22 protein-coding genes and 1 rRNA gene are annotated in these 25,656 nt (G+C 72.9%); 13 read left to right on the top strand and 10 right to left on the bottom strand.

What is annotated here, in order from left to right; translation table 11 throughout:
- The 3 genes from rrf to ACWD6P_RS16845 all read left to right on the top strand — a co-directional run.
- Nucleotides 1-93: ribosomal RNA gene (gene rrf, locus ACWD6P_RS16855) — 5S ribosomal RNA — on the top strand; the annotation flags it as partial.
- A gap of 272 nt (nucleotides 94-365) precedes the next feature.
- On the top strand, nucleotides 366-1,463 hold the full coding sequence (locus ACWD6P_RS16850; protein WP_451444855.1) for a hypothetical protein: 1,098 nt from the start codon (nucleotides 366-368) through the stop codon (nucleotides 1,461-1,463).
- Nucleotides 1,400-2,146, top strand: a complete 747-nt coding sequence (locus tag ACWD6P_RS16845; RefSeq protein ID WP_451444854.1) for a hypothetical protein — start codon at nucleotides 1,400-1,402, stop codon at nucleotides 2,144-2,146. The genes ACWD6P_RS16850 and ACWD6P_RS16845 overlap by 64 nt, the downstream gene beginning before the upstream one ends.
- A gap of 73 nt (nucleotides 2,147-2,219) precedes the next feature.
- On the opposite strand, the gene ACWD6P_RS16840 is transcribed toward ACWD6P_RS16845, so the two are convergent.
- From ACWD6P_RS16840 to ACWD6P_RS16820, 5 genes are all read right to left on the bottom strand, one after another.
- Complete coding sequence (locus ACWD6P_RS16840) at nucleotides 2,220-4,019, bottom strand: IucA/IucC family protein (RefSeq protein WP_451444848.1); 1,800 nt, start codon at nucleotides 4,017-4,019, stop codon at nucleotides 2,220-2,222.
- The gene (locus ACWD6P_RS16835) at nucleotides 4,016-4,585 is read right to left on the bottom strand and encodes a GNAT family N-acetyltransferase (RefSeq protein WP_451444847.1); all 570 of its coding nucleotides are present in this window, start codon (nucleotides 4,583-4,585) and stop codon (nucleotides 4,016-4,018) included. The genes ACWD6P_RS16840 and ACWD6P_RS16835 overlap by 4 nt, the downstream gene beginning before the upstream one ends.
- Nucleotides 4,582-5,895, bottom strand: coding sequence for a lysine N(6)-hydroxylase/L-ornithine N(5)-oxygenase family protein (locus ACWD6P_RS16830; RefSeq protein ID WP_451444846.1), 1,314 nt, complete (start codon nucleotides 5,893-5,895; stop codon nucleotides 4,582-4,584). The genes ACWD6P_RS16835 and ACWD6P_RS16830 overlap by 4 nt, the downstream gene beginning before the upstream one ends.
- A 32-nt stretch (nucleotides 5,896-5,927) precedes the next feature.
- Nucleotides 5,928-7,460 carry a pyridoxal phosphate-dependent decarboxylase family protein gene (locus tag ACWD6P_RS16825; RefSeq protein WP_451444845.1) on the bottom strand — a complete coding sequence of 511 codons (1,533 nt, stop codon included), beginning with the start codon at nucleotides 7,458-7,460 and terminating at the stop codon, nucleotides 5,928-5,930.
- Nucleotides 7,461-7,618: 158 nt separating this feature from the next.
- Nucleotides 7,619-8,884 (bottom strand): DUF1015 family protein, encoded by a 1,266-nt coding sequence (locus tag ACWD6P_RS16820; RefSeq protein WP_451444844.1) that lies wholly within the window; start codon nucleotides 8,882-8,884, stop codon nucleotides 7,619-7,621.
- 174 nt (nucleotides 8,885-9,058) lie between these two features.
- Here ACWD6P_RS16820 and ACWD6P_RS16815 point away from each other — a divergent pair, with 174 nt between their 5' ends.
- Entirely contained in the window at nucleotides 9,059-10,108 is a 1,050-nt protein-coding gene (locus ACWD6P_RS16815; protein ID WP_451444843.1) for an HAD-IIA family hydrolase, read from the top strand.
- A gap of 166 nt (nucleotides 10,109-10,274) precedes the next feature.
- On the opposite strand, the gene ACWD6P_RS16810 is transcribed toward ACWD6P_RS16815, so the two are convergent.
- A complete protein-coding gene (locus ACWD6P_RS16810; protein ID WP_451444842.1) occupies nucleotides 10,275-11,165 on the bottom strand; it encodes a siderophore-interacting protein in 891 nt (296 codons plus the stop codon).
- Between the two features lie 88 nt (nucleotides 11,166-11,253).
- On the bottom strand, nucleotides 11,254-12,282 hold the full coding sequence (locus ACWD6P_RS16805) for an ABC transporter substrate-binding protein (RefSeq protein WP_451444841.1): 1,029 nt from the start codon (nucleotides 12,280-12,282) through the stop codon (nucleotides 11,254-11,256).
- An 86-nt stretch (nucleotides 12,283-12,368) separates the two neighbouring features.
- Between ACWD6P_RS16805 and ACWD6P_RS16800 the strand changes: the two genes are divergently transcribed.
- From ACWD6P_RS16800 to ACWD6P_RS16790, 3 genes are all read left to right on the top strand, one after another.
- Nucleotides 12,369-13,418, top strand: coding sequence for a FecCD family ABC transporter permease (locus ACWD6P_RS16800; protein ID WP_451444840.1), 1,050 nt, complete (start codon nucleotides 12,369-12,371; stop codon nucleotides 13,416-13,418).
- Nucleotides 13,415-14,524 (top strand): FecCD family ABC transporter permease, encoded by a 1,110-nt coding sequence (locus tag ACWD6P_RS16795; protein ID WP_451444839.1) that lies wholly within the window; start codon nucleotides 13,415-13,417, stop codon nucleotides 14,522-14,524. The genes ACWD6P_RS16800 and ACWD6P_RS16795 overlap by 4 nt, the downstream gene beginning before the upstream one ends.
- 117 nt (nucleotides 14,525-14,641) lie before the next feature.
- Complete coding sequence (locus tag ACWD6P_RS16790; RefSeq protein WP_451444838.1) at nucleotides 14,642-15,508, top strand: ABC transporter ATP-binding protein; 867 nt, start codon at nucleotides 14,642-14,644, stop codon at nucleotides 15,506-15,508.
- 25 nt (nucleotides 15,509-15,533) lie between these two features.
- Here ACWD6P_RS16790 and ACWD6P_RS16785 read toward each other — a convergent pair whose 3' ends face one another.
- Nucleotides 15,534-15,881, bottom strand: a complete 348-nt coding sequence (locus ACWD6P_RS16785; RefSeq protein ID WP_451444837.1) for a sterol-binding protein — start codon at nucleotides 15,879-15,881, stop codon at nucleotides 15,534-15,536.
- Between the two features lie 275 nt (nucleotides 15,882-16,156).
- On the opposite strand from ACWD6P_RS16785, the gene ACWD6P_RS16780 reads away from it, so the two are divergent.
- From ACWD6P_RS16780 to ACWD6P_RS16770, 3 genes are read left to right on the top strand one after another with little or no spacing between them, the layout of a single operon-like run.
- Nucleotides 16,157-16,390 carry a hypothetical protein gene (locus tag ACWD6P_RS16780; protein WP_451444836.1) on the top strand — a complete coding sequence of 78 codons (234 nt, stop codon included), beginning with the start codon at nucleotides 16,157-16,159 and terminating at the stop codon, nucleotides 16,388-16,390.
- Between the two features lie 7 nt (nucleotides 16,391-16,397).
- A complete protein-coding gene (locus ACWD6P_RS16775) occupies nucleotides 16,398-17,213 on the top strand; it encodes a TlyA family RNA methyltransferase (protein ID WP_451444835.1) in 816 nt (271 codons plus the stop codon).
- Nucleotides 17,210-18,151, top strand: coding sequence for an NAD kinase (locus ACWD6P_RS16770; protein ID WP_451444834.1), 942 nt, complete (start codon nucleotides 17,210-17,212; stop codon nucleotides 18,149-18,151). The genes ACWD6P_RS16775 and ACWD6P_RS16770 overlap by 4 nt, the downstream gene beginning before the upstream one ends.
- Here ACWD6P_RS16770 and ACWD6P_RS16765 read toward each other — a convergent pair.
- A complete protein-coding gene (locus tag ACWD6P_RS16765) occupies nucleotides 18,148-19,761 on the bottom strand; it encodes a S41 family peptidase (protein WP_451444833.1) in 1,614 nt (537 codons plus the stop codon). The two genes, ACWD6P_RS16770 and ACWD6P_RS16765, sit on opposite strands and share 4 nt — an antisense overlap.
- Nucleotides 19,762-19,800: 39 nt before the next feature.
- Entirely contained in the window at nucleotides 19,801-21,150 is a 1,350-nt protein-coding gene (locus ACWD6P_RS16760; protein ID WP_451444832.1) for an FtsX-like permease family protein, read from the bottom strand.
- A gap of 175 nt (nucleotides 21,151-21,325) precedes the next feature.
- On the opposite strand from ACWD6P_RS16760, the gene recN reads away from it, so the two are divergent.
- From recN to ACWD6P_RS16745, 3 genes are all read left to right on the top strand, one after another.
- A complete protein-coding gene (recN, locus tag ACWD6P_RS16755; protein WP_451444853.1) occupies nucleotides 21,326-23,053 on the top strand; it encodes a DNA repair protein RecN in 1,728 nt (575 codons plus the stop codon).
- Between the two features lie 107 nt (nucleotides 23,054-23,160).
- Nucleotides 23,161-23,949, top strand: a complete 789-nt coding sequence (locus ACWD6P_RS16750; protein ID WP_451444831.1) for a hypothetical protein — start codon at nucleotides 23,161-23,163, stop codon at nucleotides 23,947-23,949.
- Nucleotides 23,950-24,453: 504 nt separating this feature from the next.
- Nucleotides 24,454-25,617, top strand: coding sequence for a glycosyltransferase family 4 protein (locus ACWD6P_RS16745; RefSeq protein ID WP_451444830.1), 1,164 nt, complete (start codon nucleotides 24,454-24,456; stop codon nucleotides 25,615-25,617).
- Nucleotides 25,618-25,656: the final 39 nt, after the last annotated feature.

Raw genomic sequence — 25,656 nt, 5'->3', positions numbered from 1 at the left:
ACGCCCGGTTACATTCCGAACCCGGAAGCTAAGCCTTTCAGCGCCGATGGTACTGCAGGGGGGACCCTGTGGGAGAGTAGGACGCCGCCGAACAATCTTTCAAGGACCCTTGGTCCCAGCGTGCATGCTGGGACCAAGGGTCCTTTTTGCTGTTTTGAAACAAGTACAGCCCGAAGCGCGCCGAAGTGGTCGGTGCGCGAGAATGAATGCAGTACCGAAGACAGGAGTCACGTCGATGTCCACCAACTCTTCCGACGATCGTTCGGAGCGCCGGCCGCAGCGGCGCGACGGCGGTGACCGCGGTGGTTTCCGGCGTGATGACCGCGGGCCGCGTCGCGACAGCCGTGACGGTGACCGTGGTGATCGTGGCGGTTTCCGACGTGATGAGCGGGGCGGGCAGCGTCCCGCGTTCCGCCGCGACGACCGGGACCGCCCCTCCGGCGGCGACCGTGGCGGATTCCGTGGTGGCGACCGGCGGGACGACCGGCCGCGTGGGCCGCGTCGCGACGATGAGCGTGGCGGCGGCTTCCGGCGGGATGACCGCTCGTACGGCGGCGACCGCGGTGGGTTCCGGCGCGATGACCGCCGGGACGACCGACGGGATGATCGCGGTGGTGACCGCGGTGGGTTCCGTAGGGATGATCGCCGTGACGACCGGCGTGATGAGCGGCGTGACGACCGGGGTGGGTTCCGTCGGGATGACCGTTCCTCCGGTGGCGACCGTGGGGGTTTCCGCGGTGGCGAGCGGGGCGGGGACCGTCCTGGGTTCCGGCGTGATGACCGGTCGTTCGGGGGCGACCGTGGCGGGTTCCGGCGCGACGACCGTCGGGATGACCGACGGGACGACCGTGGTGGTGAGCGTTCCTCGTTCCGCCGTGATGACCGACGGGATGACCGCCGTGATGACCGTGGTGGTGAGCGGGGCGGCTTCCGGCGGGATGACCGCTCGTACGGGGGCGACCGCGGTGGGTTCCGGCGCGATGACCGGCGCGACGAGCGCCGGGATGACCGGGGTGGTGACCGCGGCGGGTTCCGTAGGGACGATCGCCGTGACGACCGCCGTGATGACCGCCGTGACGAGCGGCGTGATGACCGGGGCGGGCAGCGTTCCTCGTTCCGGCGCGATGACCGTCGGGACGACCGACGGGACGACCGGCGGGACGACCGGCGCGATGACCGGGGTGGCGACCGTGGTGGGTTCCGTAGGGACGACCGGGGTGGCGACCGCGGTGGGTTCCGTCGGGATGACCGCGGGCCGCGGCGTGACGACCGTGGTGGGTTCCGTCGGGACGACGAGCGTGGTGGGCGTCGCCCGTACGGCGGTGGCCGTGGGCGGGACGACCGGCGCGACGACCGTCGGGACGAGCGGCGGGACCGGGACCGGGAGCCGATCAAGCGGCTGCCGATTCCGGAGGACGTCACCGGTGACGAGATCGACAAGGATGTGCGTCAGGAGCTGCTGAGCCTGCCGAAGACGCTCGCCGAGGATGTCGCGAAGAACCTGGTCATGGTGGCGAAGCTGCTGGACGAGGACCCGGAGAAGGCGTACGGGTACTCGCGGGTGGCGCTGCGGCTGGCGTCCCGGGTCGCCGCGGTGCGGGAGGCCGCGGGCTTCGCGGCGTACGCGGTCGGCAAGTACAACGAGGCGCTGGCGGAGTTCCGGGCGGCGCGGCGGATGACCGGTGGCGTCGAGCTGTGGCCCGTCATGGCGGACTGCGAGCGCGGTATGGGCCGGCCGGAGAAGGCGCTGGCGATGGCCGGTGAGCCCGAGGTGCAGAAGCTGGACCGGGCCGGGCAGGTCGAGATGCGGCTGGTCGCGGCGGGTGCCCGCAGGGACATGGGGCAGGCGGACGCCGCGGTGGTGACGCTGCAGAGCCCGGAGCTGGCGTCGAACGCCGTACACCCGTGGACCGCGCGGCTGCGGTACGCGTACGCCGATGCGCTGCTGGAGGTCGGGCGCGAGGGCGAGGCGCGTGACTGGTTCGCCAAGGCGCTGGAGGCCGACCAGGGTGGCACGACGGACGCGTCGGACCGGCTCGCCGAGCTGGACGGTGTGGAGTTCACCGATGTGCTGGAGGAGTCCGGCGGGGCGGACGAGAGCGACGAGGCCGACGCGGACTCCGGTGAGCGCCCCGACAAGGGCTGACCGGGGATGATGCACCAGGCATGACGAAGGGCGGGACCCACCGGGGTCCCGCCCTTCGGCGTTTTGGGGGAGGTCAGGGGGCGTAGGGGGCGATGGGGTTGCGGAGGGTGCCGATCAGCTGGAGGGCGCCGGCCGGGTCCTGGAGGTCGACCATCTGCTGGTTGTTGCGCAGCTGGAGGCGGTTGAGGCAGGAGAGGGCGAACTCCTCGGTGAACATGTCGTACTGGGCGAACTTGTCGGCCAGGTGGGGGTTCGCCTTCTGGTAGTCGGTGACGCAGGCGGCGACCGTGCGCCAGAAGGTCTCCTCGTCGAGGACGCCGAGATCGGCGAGGGTGCCGCTCAGGAAGCGGAAGAAGCAGTCGAAGACGTCGGTGAAGACGGAGAGGAGCTTCTTGTCCTCGGGGACGTCGGCGCGGATGCGTTCGACGGTGGGGGGCAGGACCGCGTCGGGGTCCATGACGGCGATCTCCTCGGCGATGTCCTTGAAGATCACGCGGGCCACGGCGCCGTCCTCGATGACCAGGATGGCGTTCTCGCCGTGCGGCATGAAGACCAGGTCGTAGGCGTAGAAGGAGTGCAGCACGGGGGTCAGGTACGCGTCGAGGTAGCGGCGGAGCCAGACGGCGGGCTCCAGGCCGGACCGCTCGATCAGGGCGGCGGCGAAGGAGCCGCCGTCGCGGTCGGTGTGCAGGAGGGAGGCCATGGTGGCCAGGCGCTGCCCGGGTTCCAGGGTGGGGACGGGGCTCTCCCGCCACAGGGCCGCCAGCATCTTCAGATAGGGGGAGCCCTTGGGGGTGGCCGCCTCGTACTGGCGGTGGTGGTAGCCGATGGCGGCGCGCTCGCGGATGATCGAGAAGCGGGCCGCCCGGAAGGTGTCGTCGGCGTCGATCAGGCGGGCCAGCCAGTCGTTGATGGCCGGGGTGGCCTCCATGTACGAGGCGGACAGGCCGCGCATGAAGCCCATGTTGAGGACCGAGAGCGCCGTCTTGACGTAGTGCTTGGCGGGGCTGGTGGTGTTGAAGAAGGTGCGGATGGACTGCTGGGCGAGGTAGTCGTCGTCGCCGGGGCCCAGGCAGACCAGGCGCTGGTGGGCGATCTCCGCCGCGAAGGTGACGGACAGCTTGTTCCACCACTGCCAGGGGTGGGCGGGGAAGAGGTAGTAGTCGTCGGGGTCGAGGCCGAGGGCGGTGAGGGTGGTGGTGAAGCGGCTGCGGGTGGCTTCGCCGAGTTCGTCGCGGACGAGGGTGTCGTAGTCGAGGCCGGCGCCGGCAGTGAAGGTGGCGTGGTCGCGGTGGGCGGCGAGCCAGATCAGCCGGACGGGGCTCGCGGTCTCGGGGGCGTAGGCGTGGTACTCGTGGATGCCGAAGCCGAGGCGGCCGTTGTTGGCGACGAAGCAGGGGTGGCCCTCGGTCATGCCGGTCTCGATGGCCTGGAAGTCCGACGCGGCGAGTTCGGCGGCGGTGGGCTGGTCGGCGGCGAGTTTGTAGGCGGTGCCGGAGAGGGTGGAGCTGATCTCTTCCAGGTAGACCGGGAGGATCTCCGCGCCGAGTCCCAGGGTGTCGCGGAGTTCGATGAAGAACTCCAGGGCGTCCAGGGGGAGTTCACCGTGGTCGCGGTGGCGGGTGATGCTGTCGGGGTCGATCTGCCAGTGGTCGAGGGCCTGTCTGCGGGCGGCGAAGCGGTATTCGGTGGCGTCGTCGTCGCTGCGTACGCAGTAGTGGCCGTCCTGGGGCAGGCGCTTGGGGGTGAGCAGCCGTTCGTGGGCGAACTCGGCGAGGCCCTTGCGGATCAGCAGGCGGTTGGCGCGGGCCCACAGTCCGGGGGTGAGGTGGGCGACGGCGTCCTGGGCGGTCGGCCGGGTGCCGGGGGTCATCGGTGGTCTCCTTGGGTGGCCAGGAACTGGTCGCGGGTGCAGGTGCTGAGGAAGGCGTCTTTGGAGGGGAGCGACACGGTGCGCTGGACCTCGAAGCCGACGGCCTTGTTGAGGGCGTGGACGGCGGTGTTGCGGGCGTCCGGCTCGACGACGACGCGGCGGACGGCGGGGTCGGCGAAGAGCGTCTCCATGACGGTGGTGATCACGGCGCGGGTGAAGCCGTGCAGGGGGGTGGCGGTGGGCGCGGTGAGGAAGTGCATGCCGATGTCACCGGGCTGTGCGGCGTGGATGCCGACCAGTTCGCGGTGGGCGGGGTCGTAGCGCTCCATCAGGAAGGCCGGGGTGCCGTTGTGCAGGCCGAGGAAGGCGTCGTGGAAGGGGTCGGCGGCGATCCGCGTGAACTCCTTCTCGACGGCTGCCAGGTCGCAGTCCTGCATCAGCCAGAAGACGGCTTTGGGGTGGGTGACCCAGGAGTGCAGGAGTGCGGCGTCGGCGGAGGGGTCGACGGGCCGTACGGAGAACTCGCCGAGGGCCGCGTCGGTGCGGGTGAAGAGCGGGGCGGTCATGCGGGTATCTCCATGGGGTGCTGCCCGCCGGCCGGGGCGGCGAACTCCTGGAAGGCGATGGCCTTTTCGACCGGGTAGTACTCGCGGCCGAGCAGCTCGCGGATGATGCACGAGTTGCGGTACGCGGCCATGCCGAGGTCCGGGGTGACGAAGCCGTGGGTGTGCAGCTCGGCGTTCTGCACGAAGATGTCGTGGCCGGTGGTGTCGATGCTGTAGTTGCGGGCCACGTCGTAGCGGCCGGCGTCGTCCCAGGCGATCCGGTCGCGGACCGGGGTGAGGAAGTCCGGTACGCGGTAGCGGTAGCCGGTGGCGAGGATCAGCCCCTGGGTGTCGAGGGTGAAGTCGGTGCCCTGCTCGTCCTGGCGCAGGCCCAGGGTGTAGGTGCCGGAGGTCTCGTCGTAACTCGCCTTGTTCAGCGCGGTGTTGGTCAGCAGGCGGGTGGGGACGGGGCCGGCGAGGTTCTTCTGGTAGAGCAGGTCGAAGATGTCGTTGATCAGCGCGGAGTCGATGCCCTTGTAGAGGTGCTTCTGGGTCGCGTTGAGGCGGTCGCGGGTGGCCTGGGGGAGGGCGTGGAAGTAGTCCACGTACTCCGGTGAGGTCATCTCCAGCGTGAGTTTGGTGTATTCGAGCGGGAAGAAGCGCGGGGAGCGGGTGGCCCAGGTCAGGTGGTAGCCGTGGCTGTCGATGTCCTGGAGGAGGTCGAAGTAGATCTCCGCGGCGCTCTGGCCGCTGCCGATGAGGGTGATGGAGTCCTTGGCCTGCAGGGCGGCCTTGGCGTCCAGGTAGTCGGCGTTGTGCAGCAGGTCGCCGCCCAGGCCCCGGCAGGCCTCGGGGATGTAGGGCGGGGTGCCGGTGCCCAGGACGAGTTTGCGGGCGCGGTAGGTGCGCTGCTCGCCGGCGTGCTCGGCGTGGACGACGTAGAGCTCGTCGCGCGTGTCGTACTCGACGGTGGTGACCTGGTGGGCGAAGCGGACGGAGTCGAGTCTGCCGGCCGCCCAGCGGCAGTAGTCGTTGAACTCGGCGCGCAGGGGATAGAAGCTCTCGCGGATGTAGAACGGGTAGATCCGCCCGGATTCCTTGAGGTAGTTGAGGAACGAGAAGGGGGAGGTGGGGTCGGCGAGGGTGACCAGGTCGGCCATGAACGGCACCTGGAGGTGGCTGCTGTCGAGCATCATGCCGGGGTGCCAGTCGAAGGCCGCCTTGTTGTCGAGGAACAGGCCGTCGAGGCCGTCGATCGGCTCGGTCAGGCAGGCCAGGCCCAGGTTGAAGGGGCCGAGGCCGATGGCGATGAAGTCGTAAGGGGCGGGCACGGGTTCTCCGAGGGGGGTCGGGCTGGGGGAGGTCAGCGCGCGCTGAGCGCCGGCTGGGGCTGTTCGGCGAGGTAGCTGCCGGCGTGCTCGGCGATCAGGTCGAGGACGGTGGCGATGTCCTCCAGCGTGGTCTCCGGGTTGAGCAGGGTGAACTTGAGGTAGTGGCGGCCGTCGACCGTGGTGCCCGCGACGATCGCGTCACCGGAGGCGAACAGGGCGTCCCGGGCGTGCAGATTGACCCGGTCGGCGAGTTCGGGGTCCTGGTCGGTGCCGGGGACGTAGCGGAAGACCAGCGTGCTCAGCTGGGGTTCGACGACGACCTCGAAGCGCGGGTCGTCATGGAGGAGTTTCCAGGCGTCCGCGGCGCGGTCGATGACCTCGTCGAAGAGTTCGCCGACGGCCTGGGCGCCCATGATGCGCAGGGTGAGCCAGAGCTTGAGGGCGTCGAAGCGGCGGGTGGTCTGGATCGACTTGTCGACCTGGTTGGGGATGCGCCGCTCGGCCATCCGGCGCGGGTTGAGGTAGTCCGCGTGGTAGGTGACATGGCGCAGGGTCGCGCGGTCGCGGACCAGGATGGCGCTCGAACTGACCGGCTGGAAGAAGGACTTGTGGTAGTCGACGGTGACCGAGTCGGCGCGCTCGATGCCGGTGAGCAGCCCGCGGCGGCGGGAGACCAGCAGGCCGCAGCCGTAGGCGGCGTCGACGTGCAGCCAGGCGCCGTAGCGGTCGCACAGGTCGGCCATCTCGGGGAGCGGGTCGATGGAGCCGAAGTCGGTGGTGCCGGCGGTGGCGACGACGGCCATGGGTATCAGGCCGTCGCGGTGGCAGCGTGCCAGCTCGTCGGCGAGGTCGGCGGTGCGCATCCGCTTGTGCTCGTCGGCGGGGACGGCGATGACGGCCTCCGCGCCCATGCCGAGCAGGGTGGCGGCCTTGCGGATGCTGAAGTGGCTGCACTCGGAGGTGAGGATGCGCAGCCGGGGCAGTACGTCGGTGAGCCGGGTGCCGGACGGCGAGCCTTCGCAGGTCAGCTCCCGGCGGCAGGCCTCGTCGCGGGCGAGCAGCATGGCCTGGAGGTTGGACTGGCTGCCGCCGCTGGTGAAGATGCCGTCGGCCTGCTCGCCGAGGCCGATCCGCTCGGCCGTCCAGTCGATCAGCCGGCGCTCGATGAGCGTGCCGCCGGCGCTCTGGTCCCAGGTGTCCAGGGAGGAGTTGACGGCGGAGAGCACGGCCTCGCCGACGAGGGCGGGGATCACCACGGGGCAGTTGAGGTGCGCGAGGTAGCGCGGGTGGTGGAAGTAGACGGCGTCGCGGAGGTAGACCTCTTCGAGTTCGTCGAGCGCGGCGGCCGGGTCGTGCAGCGGTGCGTCGAGGTCGACGCCGGCGACCGTGGGCGTGAGGCCGTCGACGGAGATGCCGGTGAACGGGCGGGCGGTGCCAGCGATTTTGGCGCTGATGCGTGTGACGCTCTCGGTGACCGCGCGGTGGTAACGGTGGGCCGTGCCGTTGTTGAGCAGATATGTCCGGCTGTCGGCCGGGTCCTCGGCGGAGTGCGCGAGGGGAGTCATGGAGCTGTCCTCCCTGGTGCGGACGGGGGCCACGTGCTGCGCAGGGTGGAGTGTGCGCAGGGGCAGGGAGACCCGCCCGAGACGTAGTGAGGTAAGCCTAACCTAACTAGATCTCGGGTCGGGTTGCGGGTGCCGCGGACAGGTGCGGACGCCGGTGTTCAGTTGTCGTTGTCGTCCAGGGTGCGCAGGACGAGACCGGTGGCGGGCTTGGGCCCGAAGGAGGTGGACTTGCGCGGCATCGTCACACCGCACTCGGCGAGTTGACGGACCGTCTCCTCGGAGGTGGCGCGCATCAGCACGGCCGTGCCGCCGTGCCGGGCGGCCTGCTCGACGGCGGCCTCGGTGTGGTGCAGATAGCTGATGTCGGACGGATGGTCGGGAACGTGCCAGACCTCGTCCAGCAGCACGGAGTGCAGCACGGTCGCGTCCAGCCGCCGCCAGGCCTCGGGCCGGTCCCGGCGGATCGTACGGTCGAGCAGGTCGGGGTCGGGGCGGTCCAGCAGGTGGAAGGAGTCCCGCCCGCCGGCCAGGACGAAGGCGGTGCCGGGCGTCTCGTCCAGGACCGCCATGGCGGCGGACAGCTCGCCCGGGAGCGTACGGGTGCGGAAGGCGCCGTCCAGGTCGGCCAGCGCCTTGGCGGGCGGCAGATGGGGCAGTACGCGGTGGATCGCGCGGACCTGGAGCGGATAGCGGGCGGTGTCGACCAGCAGCACCAGGCCGGACGCCCAGGGTGAGGCGGCGCCGGCGCCGGGCTGCTGTTCGTACAGCCGCTGGTAGGTCGCCCAGCGGTGGTGGCCGTCGGCGATCAGGGCCTGCCGGCGGGCCAGATCCCCGTCGATGGCGGCGAGGTCGGCGGGGTCGGTGACCGCCCACAGGCGGTGGGTGAAACCGTCCTCCGTGGTGGTGGCGAGCAGCGGGGCGTCCTCCACCACGCGCTCGATGACCGCGGTGGCGCCGTTCGCGGCGTTTTGGCCACGGTAGGAGAGCAGCAACGGCTCGAAGTTTGCGGCCGCCGCGCGCATCAGGGCGGCCCGGTCCTCGACGACCTCGGGGATGACGTCCTCGTGCGGCAGCACCGGACCGTCCAGGCGCAGCGCGCCGATCAGCCCGCGCTGCAGCACCTCGCCGGCGCGCTGCTCGTAGACGTACAGCGCGGGCTCGGCGTCCTGGGTCAGTACGCCCTCGGCCCGCCAGCGGCGCAGGGTGTCGGCGGCCTGGCGGTGGCGGGTGGTGGGGTCCGCGGCATGCGGGAGGATCAGCCGGACGATGTTGTACGGGTCGGCGGTCTCCAGATGGCGCACGCCGTCCGGTCGGACCACCACGTCGTACGGCGGCGAGGTCACGGCGGTGAGGCTGCTGATCCGGTCCGGGGCGTAGCGCAGTCCGCGGAACGGGAGGAGGCGGAGGCCGTCGGTACTGGTCATTGAAGAATGCTATGCCGCCGGCCCGATGAGGGAAGATCGGGGGACAGCCCGCGGTGGCTGGAATTACCGGTCTGCGCGCCGTGGAGCGCGGGCGGGGCCGGGCGGCGCGGGGCGCGCGTCCTAGGGTGCGCGGCACACCCTTCGTACCACCATGGCAATGAGGAGCGAGACGGCATGAACGAGCAGATTCGCGGGCGGGCGGACGGGAGCGGGCGGCGTCGGCCCGACGGGTGCCGGCGCCCGCTGAGCGAGGCGTACGACACCGCGCTGCTGGATCTGGACGGGGTCGTCTACGCCGGGGGAGCGGCCATCGCGTACGCCGTGGAGTCGCTGACGAGCGCACGGGAGGGCGGGATGCACCTGGCGTATGTGACGAACAACGCGGCCCGCACCCCGCAGACCGTCGCCGACCAGCTGACCGGATACGGGCTGCCGACCGGCGCGGAAGACGTGATCACCTCGGCGCAGGCGGTGGCCCGGCTGATCGCCGACCAGGTGCCGCCGGGCGCGCGGGTGCTGGCCGTCGGCGGCGAGGGGCTGCGGGTGGCGCTGCGCGAGCGCGGCCTGGAACCGGTCTTCTCCGCGGACGACGATCCGGCGGCCGTGGTGCAGGGCTATGACCCCACGCTGGACTGGGAGCGGCTGGCGGAGGCCGCGTACGCGGTGCAGCGCGGGGTGCCGTGGTTCGCGTCCAACACCGATCTGACCATCCCCAAGGAGCGCGGGATCGCGCCCGGCAACGGTGCGTTGGTGGAGGTGGTGCGGATCGCCGCGGGCGGGTCGCCGCAGGTGGCGGGCAAGCCGCAGCCGCCGATGCACCGGGAGACGGTGCTGCGGACCGGTGCCGAGCGGCCGCTGGTGATCGGGGACCGGCTCGACACGGACATCGAGGGTGCCTACAACGGCGAGGTCGACTCGCTGCTGGTGCTTACCGGCGTCACCACGGCCGCCGAACTGCTGGCCGCTCCGCCGCAGCACCGTCCGTCCTATGTGGACGCCGATCTGCGCGGGCTGCTGGCGCCGCAGCCGGAGGTGACCGAGGACGACGGCGGCTTCCGGTGCGGTGGCTGGCGGGCCGAGGCGGCCGGCGACACGCTCGCCGTGACGGGCGCGGGCACCCCGCTGGACGGGCTGCGGGCGCTGTGCGCGGCGGCCTGGACGGCGGCCGGGGACGGCAGTTGCGGCGCGGACGCGGGCAAGGCGCTGGGGCGGATAGGGATGTGAGGCGGCACTCTTGAGGTGAGGGCAGCACTCTTGAGGTGAGGGCGGCGCCCTTGAGGTGAGGGCGGGACGCCCGATGGGGGAGCGGGAATCCTGCCGGAGCGCGAGCGCCCGGGCGCCGCGGGACCTGTGGGACCCGCGGAGCCCGGGGCGTGTGGGGTGTGCGGGATCAGTCCTCGTCGGCCGGCGCCGTCCCGGCCGTCAGCTCCGCGATCAGGTCCTCCTCGGTGGCGCCGCGCCGCCAGTAGCCGGTGAACTTGACCGCCCTGCGGTCCATTCCGCGCTCGCGGACCAGGTGCCGCCGCACCGCCTTGACGGTCCCCGCCTCGCCGGCGACCCAGGCGTACGGCGTGCCCTCGGGCAGCTCGGCGGCGCGCAGGGCGGCCGGCACCGGCCCGTCGTGCCCGGCGGCCGCCGCGTCCCGGACCAGCCAGGTGATCTCGGCGTCCGCGAAGGTCGGCAGCTGCTGCCGGTCGTCTTCGTGCCCGATCTCGATCCAGACCCGGGCCCGGGTGCCGGGGGAGAGCGACGCGAGGATGCCGGCGATCGCGGGCAGCGCCGTCTCGTCGCCGGTGAGCAGGATCCAGTCGGTGCCGGCCGGCGGGCGGAAGTCGACGCCGCCGTTGTCCGCGACGACCGGGGCGAGGACGGTCAGCCGGTCGCCGGGGCGGGCTCCCGCGGCCCAGCGGGAGGCGGGGCCGCCGGCCGTGACGGGGGCCTGGGCTCCGGCCCCGTGCAGCGCGAAGTCGACGTCGAACTCGCCCGCTTCATGGCGCTGTTCGCGGATCGTGTACGAGCGCATCACCGGGCGCTCGGTGGGGTCCTGCGCCCGCCAGGTGGTGTACCAGCCCTCGCTCATGTCGTCGAAGAGCGGCCGGTCCTGGTGGGGTTGCGGCAGGAAGAGCTTGAAGCGCTGGTCGCGACCGCCGGAGGCCAGCTCCGTCAGCCGTTCGCCGCCGAAGGTGACCCGCACCATGGAGGGGCCGATCCGCCGGGAGCGGACGACATGCACATCGAAGAAGCGGAACGGTGCGGTGGCGGGGGCGGCGGTCGCGGTCATTCGGGAACCTCCCGGTGCGGTGGTGGGGTGGGGAAGCGGCCGCGGTGGAGCGCGGGGCGGGTGGGCGCCGGTCCACCGCGGCAGTACGTCAGTTGACCTTCTTGGCGCTCTTGATCGCCTTGGTCAGCGATTCGAGCAGCGGTGCGGCGCCCGCGTAGGAGAAGCGCGGCTCGCTCGACCAGGGCGTGATCTGGTCCGCCTTGACGGCGGGCAGCTTGGCCCAGGAGGGCTTGGCGGCCAGGTCCTTGGGCTGGAGGGTGGCGGTCCGGTTGTCCAGCAGGAGCACATCGGCCTTGTACTTGTCGGCGTTCTCCCAGCTCAGGCTCTCGAAGTAGCCGCCCTTGTCCAGGTGGTCGGGGACGATCAGGTCGACGCCGAGGGACTTGTAGTACATGAGGTCGGCGTTGATGCCGGGGTTGGAGGCGTAGAAGAGATCGGGGCTGCCGGAGCAGGCGAGCACCTTGACCGGGTGGGACTTGGCGGCCTGCCGCAGCTCCTCGGAGGCCTTCTCGAAGCGCGCCTTGGCGTCGGTGACCTTCTTGGCCTTGAGGTCGGCGCCGAGCGACTCCGCCAGCTCGGCGTAGCGCTCGATGATCTTGACGAGCGGGACGCGGGCGGAGGTGATGGCGACGGACTTGGCCAGCTTGGCGATCTTGTCCTTGCTGGTGTCCGGCACGAACCACAGCGCGTTGGGCTCGTACATGTTGGTGACCAGCAGTTCGGGGCGCAGGGCCGCGTACTTCTCCACGCTGAACTGGTTGTAGGCGTTGCCGATGATGGTGACCTTGTCGACGTCGATGTCGCCGGCCTGCGGGTCGGGCTTGCCGTTCTTGAGCTTGGTGGGTCCGAAGACGCCGACGATCTGGTCGTCGATCCCGAAGTCGTGCAGCGCGGCCGCGGTGCCGGTGAAGGCGACGATGCGCTGCGGGGTGCTCTTGAGGGAGACCTTCTGCTTGCGGTCGTCGGTGAAGGACCAGGGGCCGCCCTTGCCACCGCCGTTGGCGCCGTCCGAGCCTTTGCCCCCGCCGCACGCGGCGAGCAGGGCGCCGATGCCGACGGCACCGCCCGCGGCGAGGATGCCGCGGCGGGAGAGGGTTACGCTTCGGGAGGTGCTCATGGTGGGAGTGCTTCTCTCTGGACGGGGCCTGCGAGGTGGGGGAAGGGCCTGCGAGTTGGATGTGAGGGTAGGCTAACCTAACTGCCGTGTTGGTTGACAGTCCCCCCGAAGCAACAACGGCTCCGGCCCCCGTGACACCCCGACGGCGGAACGCCGTGCGCTCCGCGGGGCTGCTCGCCTCCGTCGCCGTCCTGGCCGTCATCACCGTCCTCGGGATCGCCGTGGGCGCCAAGCAGATACCCCTCGACCAGGTGTGGCACGGGGTGTGGCACTACTCCGGCTCCGACACCGACGTGGTCATCCGCGATGTGCGCCTGCCGCGCACCCTGCTCGGTCTGATCGTCGGCGCCGCCCTCGGCCTGGCCGGCACCGTCATGCAGGCGCTGACCCGAAACCCCCTGGCGGACCCCGGAATTCTGGGCATCAACGCCGGCGCGTCGGCCGCCGTCGTCTCCGCCATCAGCTTCTTCGGCGTCACCTCACTGAGCGGCTATGTGTGGTTCGCGTTCGCCGGCGCCGCGGTGGTCTCCGTCGCGGTGTACGTCATCGGCGGCACCCGCAGCGCCACACCCGTACGCCTCGCCCTGGCCGGCACCGCCCTGACCGCCGTCCTCACCGGCTACCTCAACGCGGTCAACCTGATGGACAACGCGGCGCTGGACAAGATGCGCTTCTGGACGGTGGGTTCGCTGGCCGCCGCCACCATGCCCGCCGTCACCCAGATCGCGCCGTTCCTGCTCGTCGGCGGCGTCCTCGCGCTGCTCATCGGCCGGCCGCTGAACGCCATCGCGCTCGGCGACGACCAGGCGCGGGCGCTCGGCACCCGGCTGACCCGCACCCGGGTGCTGGCGATGCTGACCGTCACCCTGCTGTGCGGCGGGGCGACCGCCGTCTGCGGCCCGATCGTCTACGTCGGCCTGATGGTTCCGCACGTCGTACGGGCCGTCACCGGGCCCGACCTGCGCTGGATCCTGCCGTACTCCGCGGTGCTCTCACCGGTCCTGCTGCTCGGCGCCGACATCCTCGGCCGGGTCGTGGCCCGGCCCGGAGAGCTGCAGGTCGGCATCGTCACGGCCGTCGTCGGCGGACCGGTCTTCATCTATCTCGTACGGCGCCGGAGGATGGCTCAGCTGTGACTACGACCGTGAAGCCGGGGAAGGGCCCCGGCACGGACACCGCAACCGGGGCCGAAGCGGCGGCCCGGCGGCGGACGGTGCGGGCCGTGCGGACTCCGGGCGGGCTCTCGCTGCGCCTGGACGTGCGCGCCGTCGTCGCCGGGCTCGTGCTGCTGGCCGTCGCGCTGGCCGCCGCCATCGCACTGATCGGCTCCGGCGACTACCCGATGACGCCGGCCGAGGTGCTCACCACGCTGACCGGCGGCGGCGACGCCGGGCAGCAGTTCATCGTGCAGGACCTGCGGCTGCCCCGGGTGCTGGTGGGGCTGCTGGTCGGCGCCGCGTTCGGGGTCGCCGGCGCGGTCTTCCAGACCGTCACGCGCAACCCGCTGGGCAGCCCGGACGTCCTCGGCTTCGCCCAGGGCTCGTCCGTCGGCGCGCTGACCGCCATCGTCTACTTCCAGGCCGGGACCTTCGCGGTCGCCGCCGGAGCGGTCGCCGGCGGGCTGGTCACCGGACTGGCCATCTTCCTGCTCGCCTGGAAGGGCGGCATCCACGGCTACCGCTTCGTGCTCGTCGGCATCGGCGCCAGCGCCATGCTCTACGCGATGGTGCTCTACCTCATGACCAAGGCGAACATCGTCGAGGCGACCCAGGCCACCACCTGGATGACCGGTTCCCTCAACGGCCGCGACTGGGACCAGGTCTGGCCGCTGGCCGCGGTCTGCGCCGTCTGCCTCCCGCTGGTGCTGCTCTACGGGCGACCGCTGCGGATGCTGGAGATGGGCGATGACGCCGCCTCCGCGCTGGGCGTACGGGTCGGACGGGTCCGCGTCGTGGTGCTGCTGGCCGCCGTGGTGCTGGTCGCCTCCGCCACGGCGGCGGCCGGGCCGATCTCCTTCGTGGCGCTCACCGCACCCCCGCTGGCCCGGCGGCTCACCCGCTCGCCCGGCCCCAACCTGCTGTCCGCCGCCGTGATGGGCGCCGTCCTGCTGCTCGCGGCGGACTGGTCCTCACAGCGGCTCTTCGGCGCCGACCAACTGCCGGTGGGCGTGCTGACCGGCGTCCTGGGCGGCGGCTATCTGCTCTGGCTGCTGGCCACGGAGCGCCGGGCGGGGCGGATATGACGGGCAGCGGGGCGGGCGGCACACCGGCCCGGCCGACACCGGGGGCACGACGTCCGCCGGCGCCGACCGGGCCCCTGCCGGACAGCAGCAGCGACACGACAACCCAGGAGTTCTGAAGTGAGCCGTCTCACGGCCGAGAATGTCACCCTCGCCTACGACCAGCGGGTCATCGCCGAGAACCTCTCGGTCGCCATCCCCGACCACTCCTTCACGGTCATCGTCGGCCCCAACGCCTGCGGCAAGTCCACGCTGCTGCGCGCGCTCTCGCGGATGCTCAAGCCGGCCGCGGGATCGGTGCTCCTGGACGGCTCCGCGATCTCCTCGCTCCCGGCCAAGAAGGTCGCACGGACGCTGGGGCTGCTGCCGCAGTCCTCCATCGCCCCGGACGGGATCACGGTCGCGGACCTGGTGGCGCGCGGCCGGTACCCGCACCAGGGGCTGCTGCGGCAGTGGTCCGCCGACGACGAGCGGATCGTCCAGGAGTCCATGGCGGCGACCGGCGTCGGCGAGCTGGCCGAACGCTATGTCGACGAGCTGTCCGGCGGGCAGCGGCAGCGGGTGTGGATCGCGATGGCGCTCGCCCAGCAGACGCCGCTGTTCCTCCTGGACGAGCCGACGACATACCTGGACATCCAGCACCAGATCGAGGTGCTGGACCTGTGCGCGGAGCTGCACGAGGAGCAGGGCCGCACGCTGGTCGCGGTGCTGCACGACCTCAACCACGCCGCCCGCTACGCCACCCACCTCATCGCCATGAAGGACGGCGCGGTCATCGCCGAGGGAGCGCCGTCCGACATCGTCACCGCGGACCTCGTGGCGCGGGTCTTCGGCCTGAGCTGCCAGGTCATCGACGACCCGGAGACCGGGACGCCGCTGGTGGTGCCGGCGGCACGCACGCCGCGCACGCCGCGGGCCGGCGCCGCGGCGGCGACCGGGAAGAAGAGCCTGGCGGCCACGGGCGCGGCGACCACCGCAGGGTCCTGAGGGACTACAGCAGGTCCTTAGGGGACTACAGCAGGGTCCTGAGGCGCAGCAGGTCGCGCAGGCCGGCCTCCAGCTTGACGCGGCCGCTGCCCCAGGCCCTCGCGAAGTTCAGCTCCCCGTCGACCAGCGCGATCAGATCGTCGCCGGCCATCGTCAGGCGGATCTCGGCCTTGCCCGGGGGCGGGCCGGGGACGCTGGTCACGTCCTGGATGGTGCCGTTGGCCAGCCGCCCGAGGAACGTCACATCCAGGTCGGTGATGCGGCAGCTGAGCGAACGGTCGAGCGCGGCGGCGCTGCGGACACTGCCGTCAGCCGCGGTCAGATTCTGGGCCAGCCGGTCGAGCGCGGCACGGCACTGGTCGTGGGTTGCCATCGTGATCGACGATACGCCAGGTCGCGGGCGGCTCGTTCGTACGTGACACCGCTCGCCGAGGTAGCGTCGGGGGCATGGAAGAGCCGACGCCCGGACCGGAGCCGGAGGCCCCCGCGGGGGCCGAGGAGACTGCCGGGACCGAGGGGACCGCTGGGATCGACGGGACCGAGTCAGAGGTGCTCGTTGTGCCCGGGGAGTCCGTTGCGCCTGCGGGGTCCGGGGTGCCTGCGGGGTCCGGAGTGGCTGAGGAGCCTGGGGCGCCGGGGAAGCCCGAGGTGCCGGTCGCTTCCGGCGGGCCGCAGCCGCTCGGGGTGGGCGTGGTGCCCACCGGTCAGGCCGCGGTCGACGCCGGGCTGCGCCGCCTCGCCGATGCCGACCACCTCCCGTCGAGCGGGCACCTCCAGGTGTACGAGGATGTGCACCGTGGGCTGCGCGATGTGCTGGCCGGTCTCGACCAGCACCCGGGGCCGCCCGCGCCTTCCTCGACGACGTACGACAACAGGAGCTGAACCACAGGTGGCAGGAGTGGCACGACGCCGTCTCGACGCGGAGCTGGTGCGCCGCAAGCTGGCCCGTTCGCGCGAGCACGCGAGCCAGCTGATTGCCGCGGGCCGGGTGACCGTCGGCGGCGCGACCGCGACCAAACCGGCCACTCAGGTGGAGACCAGCGCGGCCGTGGTCGTACGCGCGGACGAGAGCGACCCCGACTATGTCTCGCGCGGCGGTCACAAACTCGCCGGAGCGTTCGCCGCCTTCGTCCCGCTCGGCCTGAAGATCGAGGGGCGGCGGGCCCTGGACGCGGGCGCCTCGACCGGCGGCTTCACTGATGTCCTGCTGCGGGCCGGCGCCGGTCATGTCGTCGCCGTCGACGTCGGATACGGACAGCTCGCCTGGTCGCTGCAGAGCGATGAGCGGGTCACCGTGAAGGACCGGACCAACGTACGCGAGTTGACGCTCGAACAGATCGACTCGCAGCCCGTCGACCTCATCGTCGGCGATCTCTCCTTCATCCCGCTGGGGCTCGTCCTGCCCGCGCTGGCCGGCTGCGCGGCACCGGACGCGGACCTCGTGCTGATGGTCAAGCCGCAGTTCGAGGTCGGCAAGGAGCGGCTGGGCAGCGGCGGGGTCGTACGCAGCGCGGAGCTGCGGGCCGAGGCGGTGCGCGCCGTGGCGGGCCGGGCGGCCGAACTGGGACTTGGCGTACTTGGCGTAGTTGCCAGCCCGCTGCCTGGACCTTCCGGGAATGTCGAGTACTTTCTGTGGCTGCGCGCCGGGGCGCCTGCACTCGACCCGGCGGATGTCGACCGTGCAGTGGCGGAGGGGCCTCGTTGACCACTACCCAGGCAGTTGAAGGCAGCGCAGCACACGAGAACACCGGAGCCGGGCGGACGGTGTTCCTGCTCGCCCACACGGGCCGGCCCGCGGCCATCCGCAGCGCCGAACTCGTCGTCCAGGGGCTGCTGCGCAGCGGCATCGGCGTGCGGGTACTGGCCGAGGAGGCCGCGGACCTGCCGCTGCCGTCGTCCGTGCAGCGCGTCGAGTCGGAGCAGTGCGCCGCCGAGGGCTGCGAACTGCTGGTGGTCCTCGGCGGGGACGGCACGCTGCTGCGCGGCGCCGACTTCGCCAGGACCTCCGGGGTGCCGATGCTCGGCGTCAACCTCGGCCGGGTCGGCTTCCTCGCGGAGGCCGAACGCGATGACCTCGACAAGGTGGTCGACCGGGTCGTCACCCGCGCCTACGAGGTCGAGGAGCGGATGACGCTCGACGTCCTCGTCCGCAACAACGGCAATGTCGTGCACACCGACTGGGCCCTCAACGAGGCGTCGGTGGAGAAGGCCGCACGGGAGCGGATGCTGGAGGTGGTCACGGAGGTCGACGGGCGGCCCGTGTCGCGCTTCGGCGGTGACGGCGTGGTCTGCGCGACCCCGACCGGCTCCACCGCGTACGCCTTCTCGGCCGGCGGCCCCGTGGTCTGGCCCGAGGTCGAGGCCCTGCTGATGGTCCCGATCAGCGCCCACGCCCTCTTCGCCAAGCCGCTGGTCACCTCGCCGCACTCCGTCCTCGCGGTCGAGGTGCAGCCCAAGACCCCGCACGGCGTGCTGTGGTGCGACGGCCGCCGCAGCGTCGAACTGCCCGCCGGTGCCCGCGTCGAGGTCCGCCGTGGCGCCGTACCCGTACGCCTGGCGCGTCTGCATCACGCCTCCTTCACGGATCGTCTGGTCGCCAAGTTCGCCCTCCCGGTCGCGGGGTGGCGGGGGGCGCCGCACTAGGGCCTGCCGCCGCCCCGGTGGCCGCCCCGCGCGGTCTCTGGGGAGAGGAGCGCCCGGGCGCGGGTGAGGGCGGAGTCGCGCCGGGCGGAGAGCTCCTCGTCGGTGAAGACGGGGGTGGGAACGGCCGGGGGTATGCCCGGTCCGTCGAAGGTGCGGCCGTCGGGGGTCAGGAACATCTCGTTGGGCAGGCCGAACGTCCAGCCGTTCGGAAGCCTGCGGTCCAGGATGTCGGAGAAGACCCCCTGGGTGTTCTCGCCGATACGGGTGGGGGCGGGAGAGCGGCCCATCAGGGACTGGGTGAAGGTCTCGCCCGCGCTGATGGTCAGCCGACCGGTGAGGACCGCTATCGGGCCGGTGTAGACGGGGCCCTGGTGCGGGCGGATCCGGACCGGCTGGGGAGTGGTGAACCCGCCAGGGTCGCGGGGGTCGTTCCGCGCCTGCTTGCGGTAGGCGAGATAGGGGCGGTCGGTGAGCCGGGAGGCGATGCGTAGACCGAGGGGGTCGGCTCCGCCGCCGTTGAGCCGTACGTCGATGATCAGGCCGCGCAGGGCCGCCGGGCCCTGTGTGCGGGCCTTGGTGAACACCGAGTTCAGGGCGCGGTCGAGCTCGGCGGCATCGCCGGCGTAGTCGCCCTTCTCGGTGTAGCCGGCGAACTGGGTGATGCGGAAGTAGCCGATGCGGCCGGGGAGGTCGGCGTAGGTCAGCTTGCCCTGGGCCCAGTGCCGCTGGACGGTGCCGGCGCCGAGGTGGGCGGCGATCGCCTTGTCGGTGCGGGCGGTGAATCCCGGGGTGGGAAGGACGGTCCCGGGGCGCTTGCCCGCGAACCACTGGCCGGGTCCGGCCACGACCCGGGTGTGCGCGTCGTGCAGCGGCTCGATCATCTTGCGGAACACCGCGAAGAGTTGGCCGTCGGTGGTGCGGGCCGTGATGCGGGGGCGGTAGCGGTCGCGGACCGCCACCCAGTCGATCTTCTTCGCGCGGAAGAAGGGGTAGTTCTCGGCGTACGTCCGCCAGAAGACGTCGAAGGCCGCTCGGGGGTCGCGCGACGGGCGCTGAGCGCAGCGGCCGGGCAGCGCGCCGATACGGTGCAGAAGGCGCCCGCCGACGCTGTCCTCCATGGCGAGCCGGGCGCGGCCGGTGCCCTGCGGGGCCACGGTGACCGGGGCCGAGTCCGGCACCGCGAAGCGGCTGCGGCCGTCCGGGTCCGGTGTGCCGACGCGGGTGCCGGTGACGGCTCCCGGCAGACAGCTCACGGCGGTGGTCTCGTACGTACGCAGGCTCCGGCCCTTGATGGTGACCAGGGTGCCGTAGCCGTCCATCCGCCAGACGCCCTCCAGGGAGGCGGCCGGAGTGCGGCCCGACCGGACCGCGGCGGGGTCTTCGGAGGCGGCATGGGCGTCCGGGCCGGAGCGGCCCGCGCGGGCGGGCCCGGCACATGCCGTGGTGGCGGTCAGGGCGGTGACGGCAGCTACCGCGGCGAGCAGCAGGGCGGCGCCGCGGGGACGGCGAAGGCGGCCGGTCCGGCGGGAAGGACGGGAACGGTGCGCACGGCCGGGGCGCGCAGGGGTGTGCGGGCCGGGGCGCTCGAAGGCGGTGGATCGGTCGTTCATGGTGCGTCTCTCGTGACGGTGTCGGTGGGGCCGGCGGGATCAGGCCGAGGCCAGGGTTTCCGTGGCGCGGCGGCGCAGGGCGGAGTGGACGGGCAGGCCGGTCGCGAGCAGCGCGAGCAGCAGGGTGCCGCCCGCTATCGCGCCGGCCGTCGTCCAGGGCACATACGGCAGTGCGTCGCCGAACGCCCGCTGGAGCATCGGGGCGAGGGTGAACAGCGCGATGGCCGTGCCGAGGACGAGGGCGGTGCCCGCGACGACGACTGCCTCCCAGGCAGCCATCGCCCGCACCTGGCGCGGATGCGAGCCGACCAGGCGCAGCAGCGCCATATCGCGGCGGCGCTCGGCGGTGATCATGGCCAGGGTGTTGGCGGCGGCGATGGCGGCGAAGCCCGCGTACAGCCCCGTACCCATGTAGTCCAGCCACACTTCGCCGGCCGGGCCGGCGGACCCGGTCCGGTGCTGGGCCGTCGTGTGCACCGCGATCTTCGTCGTGCCGAACGCCACCACCAGGACCAGGGGCACGACGGCGGCGGAGAAGCGGCGGGACTGCGTCGTGACGTTCTGCATCGCCAGCTCGGCCGCGCTGCCGAACCGGCCGATCAGCCGGGACACCAGCCACGCGGCCGGAGCGATGATGCGAGGCCCCAGCAGCCCCACACCGACGCAGAACAGGAGCAGCACCAGGAAGGCGCCCTGGCCCGCCTCCTCAGCGGACTGGTCGGCGAGCAGCCGGGAGACGAGCACGCCACCCGCCGTCGCGGCGAGCCCCAGCGGCAGCCGCAGCCACCCCAGCTTCCGGCGGCCCGCCGCCGCCTCCTCCAGCGCCCGCGCGGGACGCAGCGCCGCGAACCGGCTCGCCGCGAGCAGCCCGGCGACCGCGGAGGTGACCACCGCCACCGCCAGGCACACCGGCAGCGCGGCCCAGCCGAACCGGAAGGGAACCTCGCGGGGGACGAGACCGTGGTCGACCATGCCGTCGAACCACCAGCGCGCCAGCACGGCCCCCAGTGCGCAGCCAGCCAGCGCCGAGGGGACGGCGGCCGCCACCGCCTGTGCGGCGGTCGCCCGCCGGATCTGCCAGGGGCGGGCACCGATCGCACGGAGCATCGCGAATTCGCGGTGTTGCTGGGCGACGGCCGTGCCCATCGTCGAGGCGACCACGAAGATCGACATATAGATCGAGCCGAGGAGGAGGACGAGGGCGAGGTCCCCGACGCCGTGGACCGCCATCGCCCGCCGCGCGGCGGGCGGGATGCCCTCCTCACCCGTCGCGGTGAGCACCGTCATCGACGCGCTGACCACGGTCGCGGCGAACAGCGCCGCCACCGCCGTCCCCGTGAACGCGGGCCGGTGCCCCCGCAGCGCCGCACGCGCCAATCCGCTGGCCATGAGCCCCCCTCTCGTTTCGCACTGTGATCAGCGTGACGGCTGAGCGTGATCACGCACCATGCGGAAAACACCCGTCTTTTGGTGGGGTTTTCCGCAGTGCGGGGCGCGGGAGGAAGGGGGAGGCCGTCGCGGGGCGGCCCTTGGACCTCGTAAGGTCTTATCCGTGTTGGAGGAGATGCGGATCCGGTCCCTGGGTGTCATTGACGACGCCGTTGTCGAGCTGTCCCCGGGTTTCACGGCGGTGACCGGCGAGACGGGCGCGGGCAAGACCATGGTCGTCACCAGCCTCGGCCTGCTGCTCGGCGGGCGCGCCGACCCCGCCCTCGTGCGGATCGGCGCCAAATCGGCGGTGGTGGAGGGCAGGATCAGCGTCGGCCCGCAGGCGCCCGCCGCGGTACGGGCCGAGGAGGCCGGTGCCGAGCTGGACGACGGCGCGCTGCTGATCAGCCGTACGCTCTCCGCCGAGGGCCGCTCGCGGGCCCACGTGGGCGGCCGCTCCGTACCGGTCGGTCTCCTCGGGGAGTTGGCCGACGACCTGGTCGCCGTACACGGCCAGACCGACCAGCAGGGCCTGCTACGGCCGGCCCGCCAGCGCCAGGCACTGGACCGCTACGCGGGGGACGCCGTCGCCGTCCCGCTCGCCAAGTACACCGCCGCCCACCGCCGGCTGCGCGCCGTCACCACCGAGCTGGACGAGCTGACCACCAGGGCCCGCGAACGCTCCCAGGAAGCCGATCTGCTGCGCTTCGGCCTCGACGAGATCGCGGCGGCCGAGCCGCAGCCCGGTGAGGACACCGAACTCGCCGCCGAGGCCGAGCGGCTCGGGCACGCCGAGGCACTCGCCTCCGCCGCGACCGCCGCGCACGCCGCGCTCGCCGGCAACCCGGAAGACCCCGAGGGCGTCGACGCCACCACCCTGGCCGCCGGTGCGCACCGCGCTCTGGAGGCCGTACGCAGCCACGACCGGGAACTCGCCGGTCTCGCCGAGCGGCTCGGCGAGATCGGGATCCTGCTGGCGGACGTGGCCGGTGAGCTGGCCAGTTACGCCGACGGCCTGGACGCCGACCCGCTGCGGCTCGCCGCGGTCGAGGAGCGGCGCGCCGTTTTGAACCATCTGACCCGCAAATACGGCCAGGACATCGCGGCGGTGCTGGCGTGGTCCGAGCAGAGCGCCGCCCGGCTCGCCGAACTGGACGGCGACGACGACCGGATCGGCGAGCTGACCGCGGAGCGGGATGCGCTCCGGGCCGAACTGGGCGAGCTGGCACAGGCGTTGACCGACGCCAGAAGGGCCTCGGCGCAGCGTTTCGCCGACGCGGTCACCGCCGAACTCGCCGAACTCGCCATGCCGCACGCCCGTGTGACCGTCGAGATCCGCCAGACCGAGGTCCCTGAGGACGCGGACGGCATCGAGGTCGGTGGCCGCACCGTGGCCTACGGACCGGCCGGCGCCGATGAGGTCGAGCTGCTCCTCGCCCCGCACCCGGGTGCACCGCCCCGGCCGATCGCCAAGGGGGCGTCCGGCGGTGAGCTCTCCCGGGTGATGCTCGCCGTCGAGGTGGTCTTCGCCGGCTCCGACCCCGTACCGACGTACCTGTTCGACGAGGTCGACGCGGGCGTCGGCGGCAGGGCGGCCGTCGAGGTCGGCCGACGCCTGGCCAGGCTCGCGAAGTCCGCGCAGGTCGTCGTCGTGACGCACCTCCCGCAGGTCGCGGCGTTCGCGGACCGGCAGCTGCTGGTGGCGAAGACGAACGACGGGTCGGTCACCAGGAGCGGCGTCACCGTCCTGGAGGGCGAGGAACGGGTCCGGGAACTCTCCCGGATGCTCGCCGGCCAGGAGGACTCCGAGACCGCCCGGGCGCATGCGGAGGAACTGCTGGAGACGGCGCGCAAGGACGGCTAGGGCCTGTCCGATGGGTCGGGCCGGACAGGACCTGGGGCGGGCGGGGGCGGGAGCCGAAGGCTTGCGCCGGTCGAGCGCGGCACGGTGCCGGGCGCGAGGGGAGAGACATGGCGATGGCAGGCAGCAGGGTGCTGGGGCGGATCTCCGCACTGCTCGGGGCGGCGGGTGCGACGCGCGCCGCCTACGGGGCGCTGAAGAGCCGGCCGCCGGGCGGTGCCGTCCTGTGGGAGCGCAAGAACTACGCCGGCCGGACCGTGGACCTGCACGCAGGGCTCGCGACGGCCGCCGGTACCGCGCTCGCCGCCGCCACCGCACCCGGGCTGCCCGCCCGGACCCGCACCGCGACGGCGCTGGCCATACTGGCCGCCGGGGGCTGTGGGGCATACGACGACGTCTTCGGCGCCGCTGACCCCCGGCGCGGTTTCCGGGCGCACCTCTCGGCGCTGCGGCAGCGTGAGGTCACCAGTGGGGCGGTGAAGCTGTTCGGGATCGGCGCCGCCGGGCTCGCGGCGGGGGCCCTCCTGAAGGAGCGCCCGGCCGACAAGCTGCTGGCAGGCGTGGTGATCGCGGGCTCGGCGCATCTGGTCAACCTCCTCGACGTCCGGCCGGGCCGGGCGGCCGGCGCCGTACTGGCCGTCGGGGCGCCCGGGCTGCTGCGACGCGGACCGGCCGGACCGCTGTCCGCCGCCCCCATGGGCGCGGCGGCCGCCGTCGTCGGCGACGACCTGGGGGAGCGCACGATGCTCGGGGACGCCGGGGCGCATGCGCTCGGCGCGGCACTCGGGCTCGCCATCGTGGCGGCGAACGGCCGCCGCGGACTGGCCGCCCACGCCGCCGGACTGCTCGCCGCCGCAGCCGCCGGGGACCGCGTCAGCCGGGCGGCCGCGGCGCTCTGACGCCTGCCGCAGCCCCGCCGCCCGGGCTCCGTGCGGCGCGCCCCCCTGGCGTCCTACCCCGCGTCCCCGCGCCCTCCCCCTGCGTCCCGCGTCCCCCTGGCCCCCGCCGCGTCCCGCCCGTAGCCCGTCGCCCAGGACACCCGCCGCCGAGCGCGCCCCGGGTAGCGCCGTGCGCGCCCCGTATCGCCGGGGCGGGCGTGCTCCGGAGGGGCGGCTCACCCGAAGGGGCCGTTGACTCGCGCGGGCGGTTTGTCGCCCATGTGGGTGATCCGGCGGGCGCTGGGGTGAGACTTCCCACCGGAACGGCGGGCGGACGGTGCCGAATTGACGTCGCCGGGCTGGCATCCTGGGGCGCGGTGCGCAGTTCCGGGTGCGTTCGCCGTGCCGCCGCCCGTCCGCCGGACGGGCCGGTGGCGGCGGCCCGGCCGCGTGCCGTGACGCCCGCAGCAGCGGACCGGCCCGCCGGTACGGTCCGTCCCGCCCCGACCCAGGAGCCCCGACCACGTGACCAGCACCCCGACCTCGACGCACGGGCTGTCGCCGCTGCGCACGGTCCAGGTGCTGGGGCACGGCAGCGCCGGCAGCGCGGCACACGTCCGCTCGCTGGCCGAAGGGCTGGTCGCGCGCGGCGTACGGGTGACCGTCTGCGCCACGCCGGAATCCGAGCAGGCCTACGACTTCACCGGCGCCGGGGCGCGGTTCGTGCACGTTCCGCCGCGCACGGACCCGGCGAGCGTGGCGTTGCTGCGCAGCGCGTGCTGGGATGCCGACCTGGTCCACGCCCACGGACTGCGGGCCGGTCTGCGCGCCTCGATGGCGCTGCGCGGCCTGCGGGCTCCCCGGGGAGGGCGGAGGGTTCCCCTGGTCATCACCTGGCACACCAAGTCGCCCACTGAGGGCGCGCGGGCCGGACTGGTGCATCTGATGGAGCGGCGGGTGGCGCGGGCCGCCGCCGTCGTCCTGGGCGCCTGCTCCGATCTTGTGGACCGGGCACGCGAACGGGGCGCCCGCGACGCACGGCTCGCGCCGGTCGCGATTCCGCGCCCCCGGCCCGGTGGCGCGCCGCCCGAGTACGAGAACCACGACCGGACGCGCCACAAGGAGCGCGCCGAACTGGGAGCGGTGGACCGCCCGCTGCTGCTCGCGGTCGGCCGCCTCGATCCGGCCCAGGGCCATGATCTGCTGCTCGACGCGGCCCATGCCTGGTGCGCGCTCGATCCGCAGCCGCTGGTGGCCATCGCGGGGGAGGGCGGCCAACGGGCCGCGCTGCAGCGGCGGATCGACACCGAGCAGCTGCCCGTCCAGCTGCTGGGCCGCCGCGACGACGTGCCCGAACTACTCGCCGCCGCCGACCTGGTGGTGCTGCCCAGCAGGTGGGAAGCGCGCTCGCTGATCGCCCAGGAGGCGCTGCGCGCCGGGGTGCCACTGGTTGCCACCGACACCGGAGGCACCCCCGAACTGGTCGGCCGCGCCGCGGAGCTGGTCCGCTACGGGGACGCCAGCGCGCTGGCCCGCTCCGTTCTCGGGCTGCTCGGCGATCCCGCGCGCCGGGACGCGCTGGCGGCGGCGGGCCGTCTGCAGGCGGCCGGCTGGCCGAGCGAGAACGACACCGTCACCCAGGTACTCAGCGTCTACGACGAGCTGACCCAGCCGAGCCAGCCCCTCTGACCCGGGACGAGCCAGCCCTCTGACCCAGCCGAGCATGCC

The sequence above is a fragment of the Streptomyces sp. NPDC002446 genome (assembly GCF_053595675.1).
This window is presented reverse-complemented; position numbering and strand designations above follow the sequence as displayed.

Excerpts from the sequence above, each read along its gene's own strand:
- ACWD6P_RS16835 (WP_451444847.1), bottom strand. The coding sequence starts at position 4,585 with ATGACCGCCCCGCTCTTCACCCGCACCGACGCGGCCCTCGGCGAGTTC.
- ACWD6P_RS16765 (WP_451444833.1), bottom strand. The coding sequence starts at position 19,761 with ATGAACGACCGATCCACCGCCTTCGAGCGCCCCGGCCCGCACACCCCT.
- ACWD6P_RS16840 (WP_451444848.1), bottom strand. The coding sequence starts at position 4,019 with ATGACCCCCGGCACCCGGCCGACCGCCCAGGACGCCGTCGCCCACCTC.
- ACWD6P_RS16785 (WP_451444837.1), bottom strand. The coding sequence starts at position 15,881 with ATGGCAACCCACGACCAGTGCCGTGCCGCGCTCGACCGGCTGGCCCAG.
- ACWD6P_RS16820 (WP_451444844.1), bottom strand. The coding sequence starts at position 8,884 with ATGACCAGTACCGACGGCCTCCGCCTCCTCCCGTTCCGCGGACTGCGC.
- recN (WP_451444853.1), top strand. The coding sequence starts at position 21,326 with ATGCGGATCCGGTCCCTGGGTGTCATTGACGACGCCGTTGTCGAGCTG.
- ACWD6P_RS16750 (WP_451444831.1), top strand. The coding sequence starts at position 23,161 with ATGGCGATGGCAGGCAGCAGGGTGCTGGGGCGGATCTCCGCACTGCTC.
- ACWD6P_RS16825 (WP_451444845.1), bottom strand. The coding sequence starts at position 7,460 with ATGACTCCCCTCGCGCACTCCGCCGAGGACCCGGCCGACAGCCGGACA.
- ACWD6P_RS16760 (WP_451444832.1), bottom strand. The coding sequence starts at position 21,150 with ATGGCCAGCGGATTGGCGCGTGCGGCGCTGCGGGGGCACCGGCCCGCG.
- ACWD6P_RS16805 (WP_451444841.1), bottom strand. The coding sequence starts at position 12,282 with ATGAGCACCTCCCGAAGCGTAACCCTCTCCCGCCGCGGCATCCTCGCC.
- ACWD6P_RS16810 (WP_451444842.1), bottom strand. The coding sequence starts at position 11,165 with ATGACCGCGACCGCCGCCCCCGCCACCGCACCGTTCCGCTTCTTCGAT.
- ACWD6P_RS16815 (WP_451444843.1), top strand. The coding sequence starts at position 9,059 with ATGAACGAGCAGATTCGCGGGCGGGCGGACGGGAGCGGGCGGCGTCGG.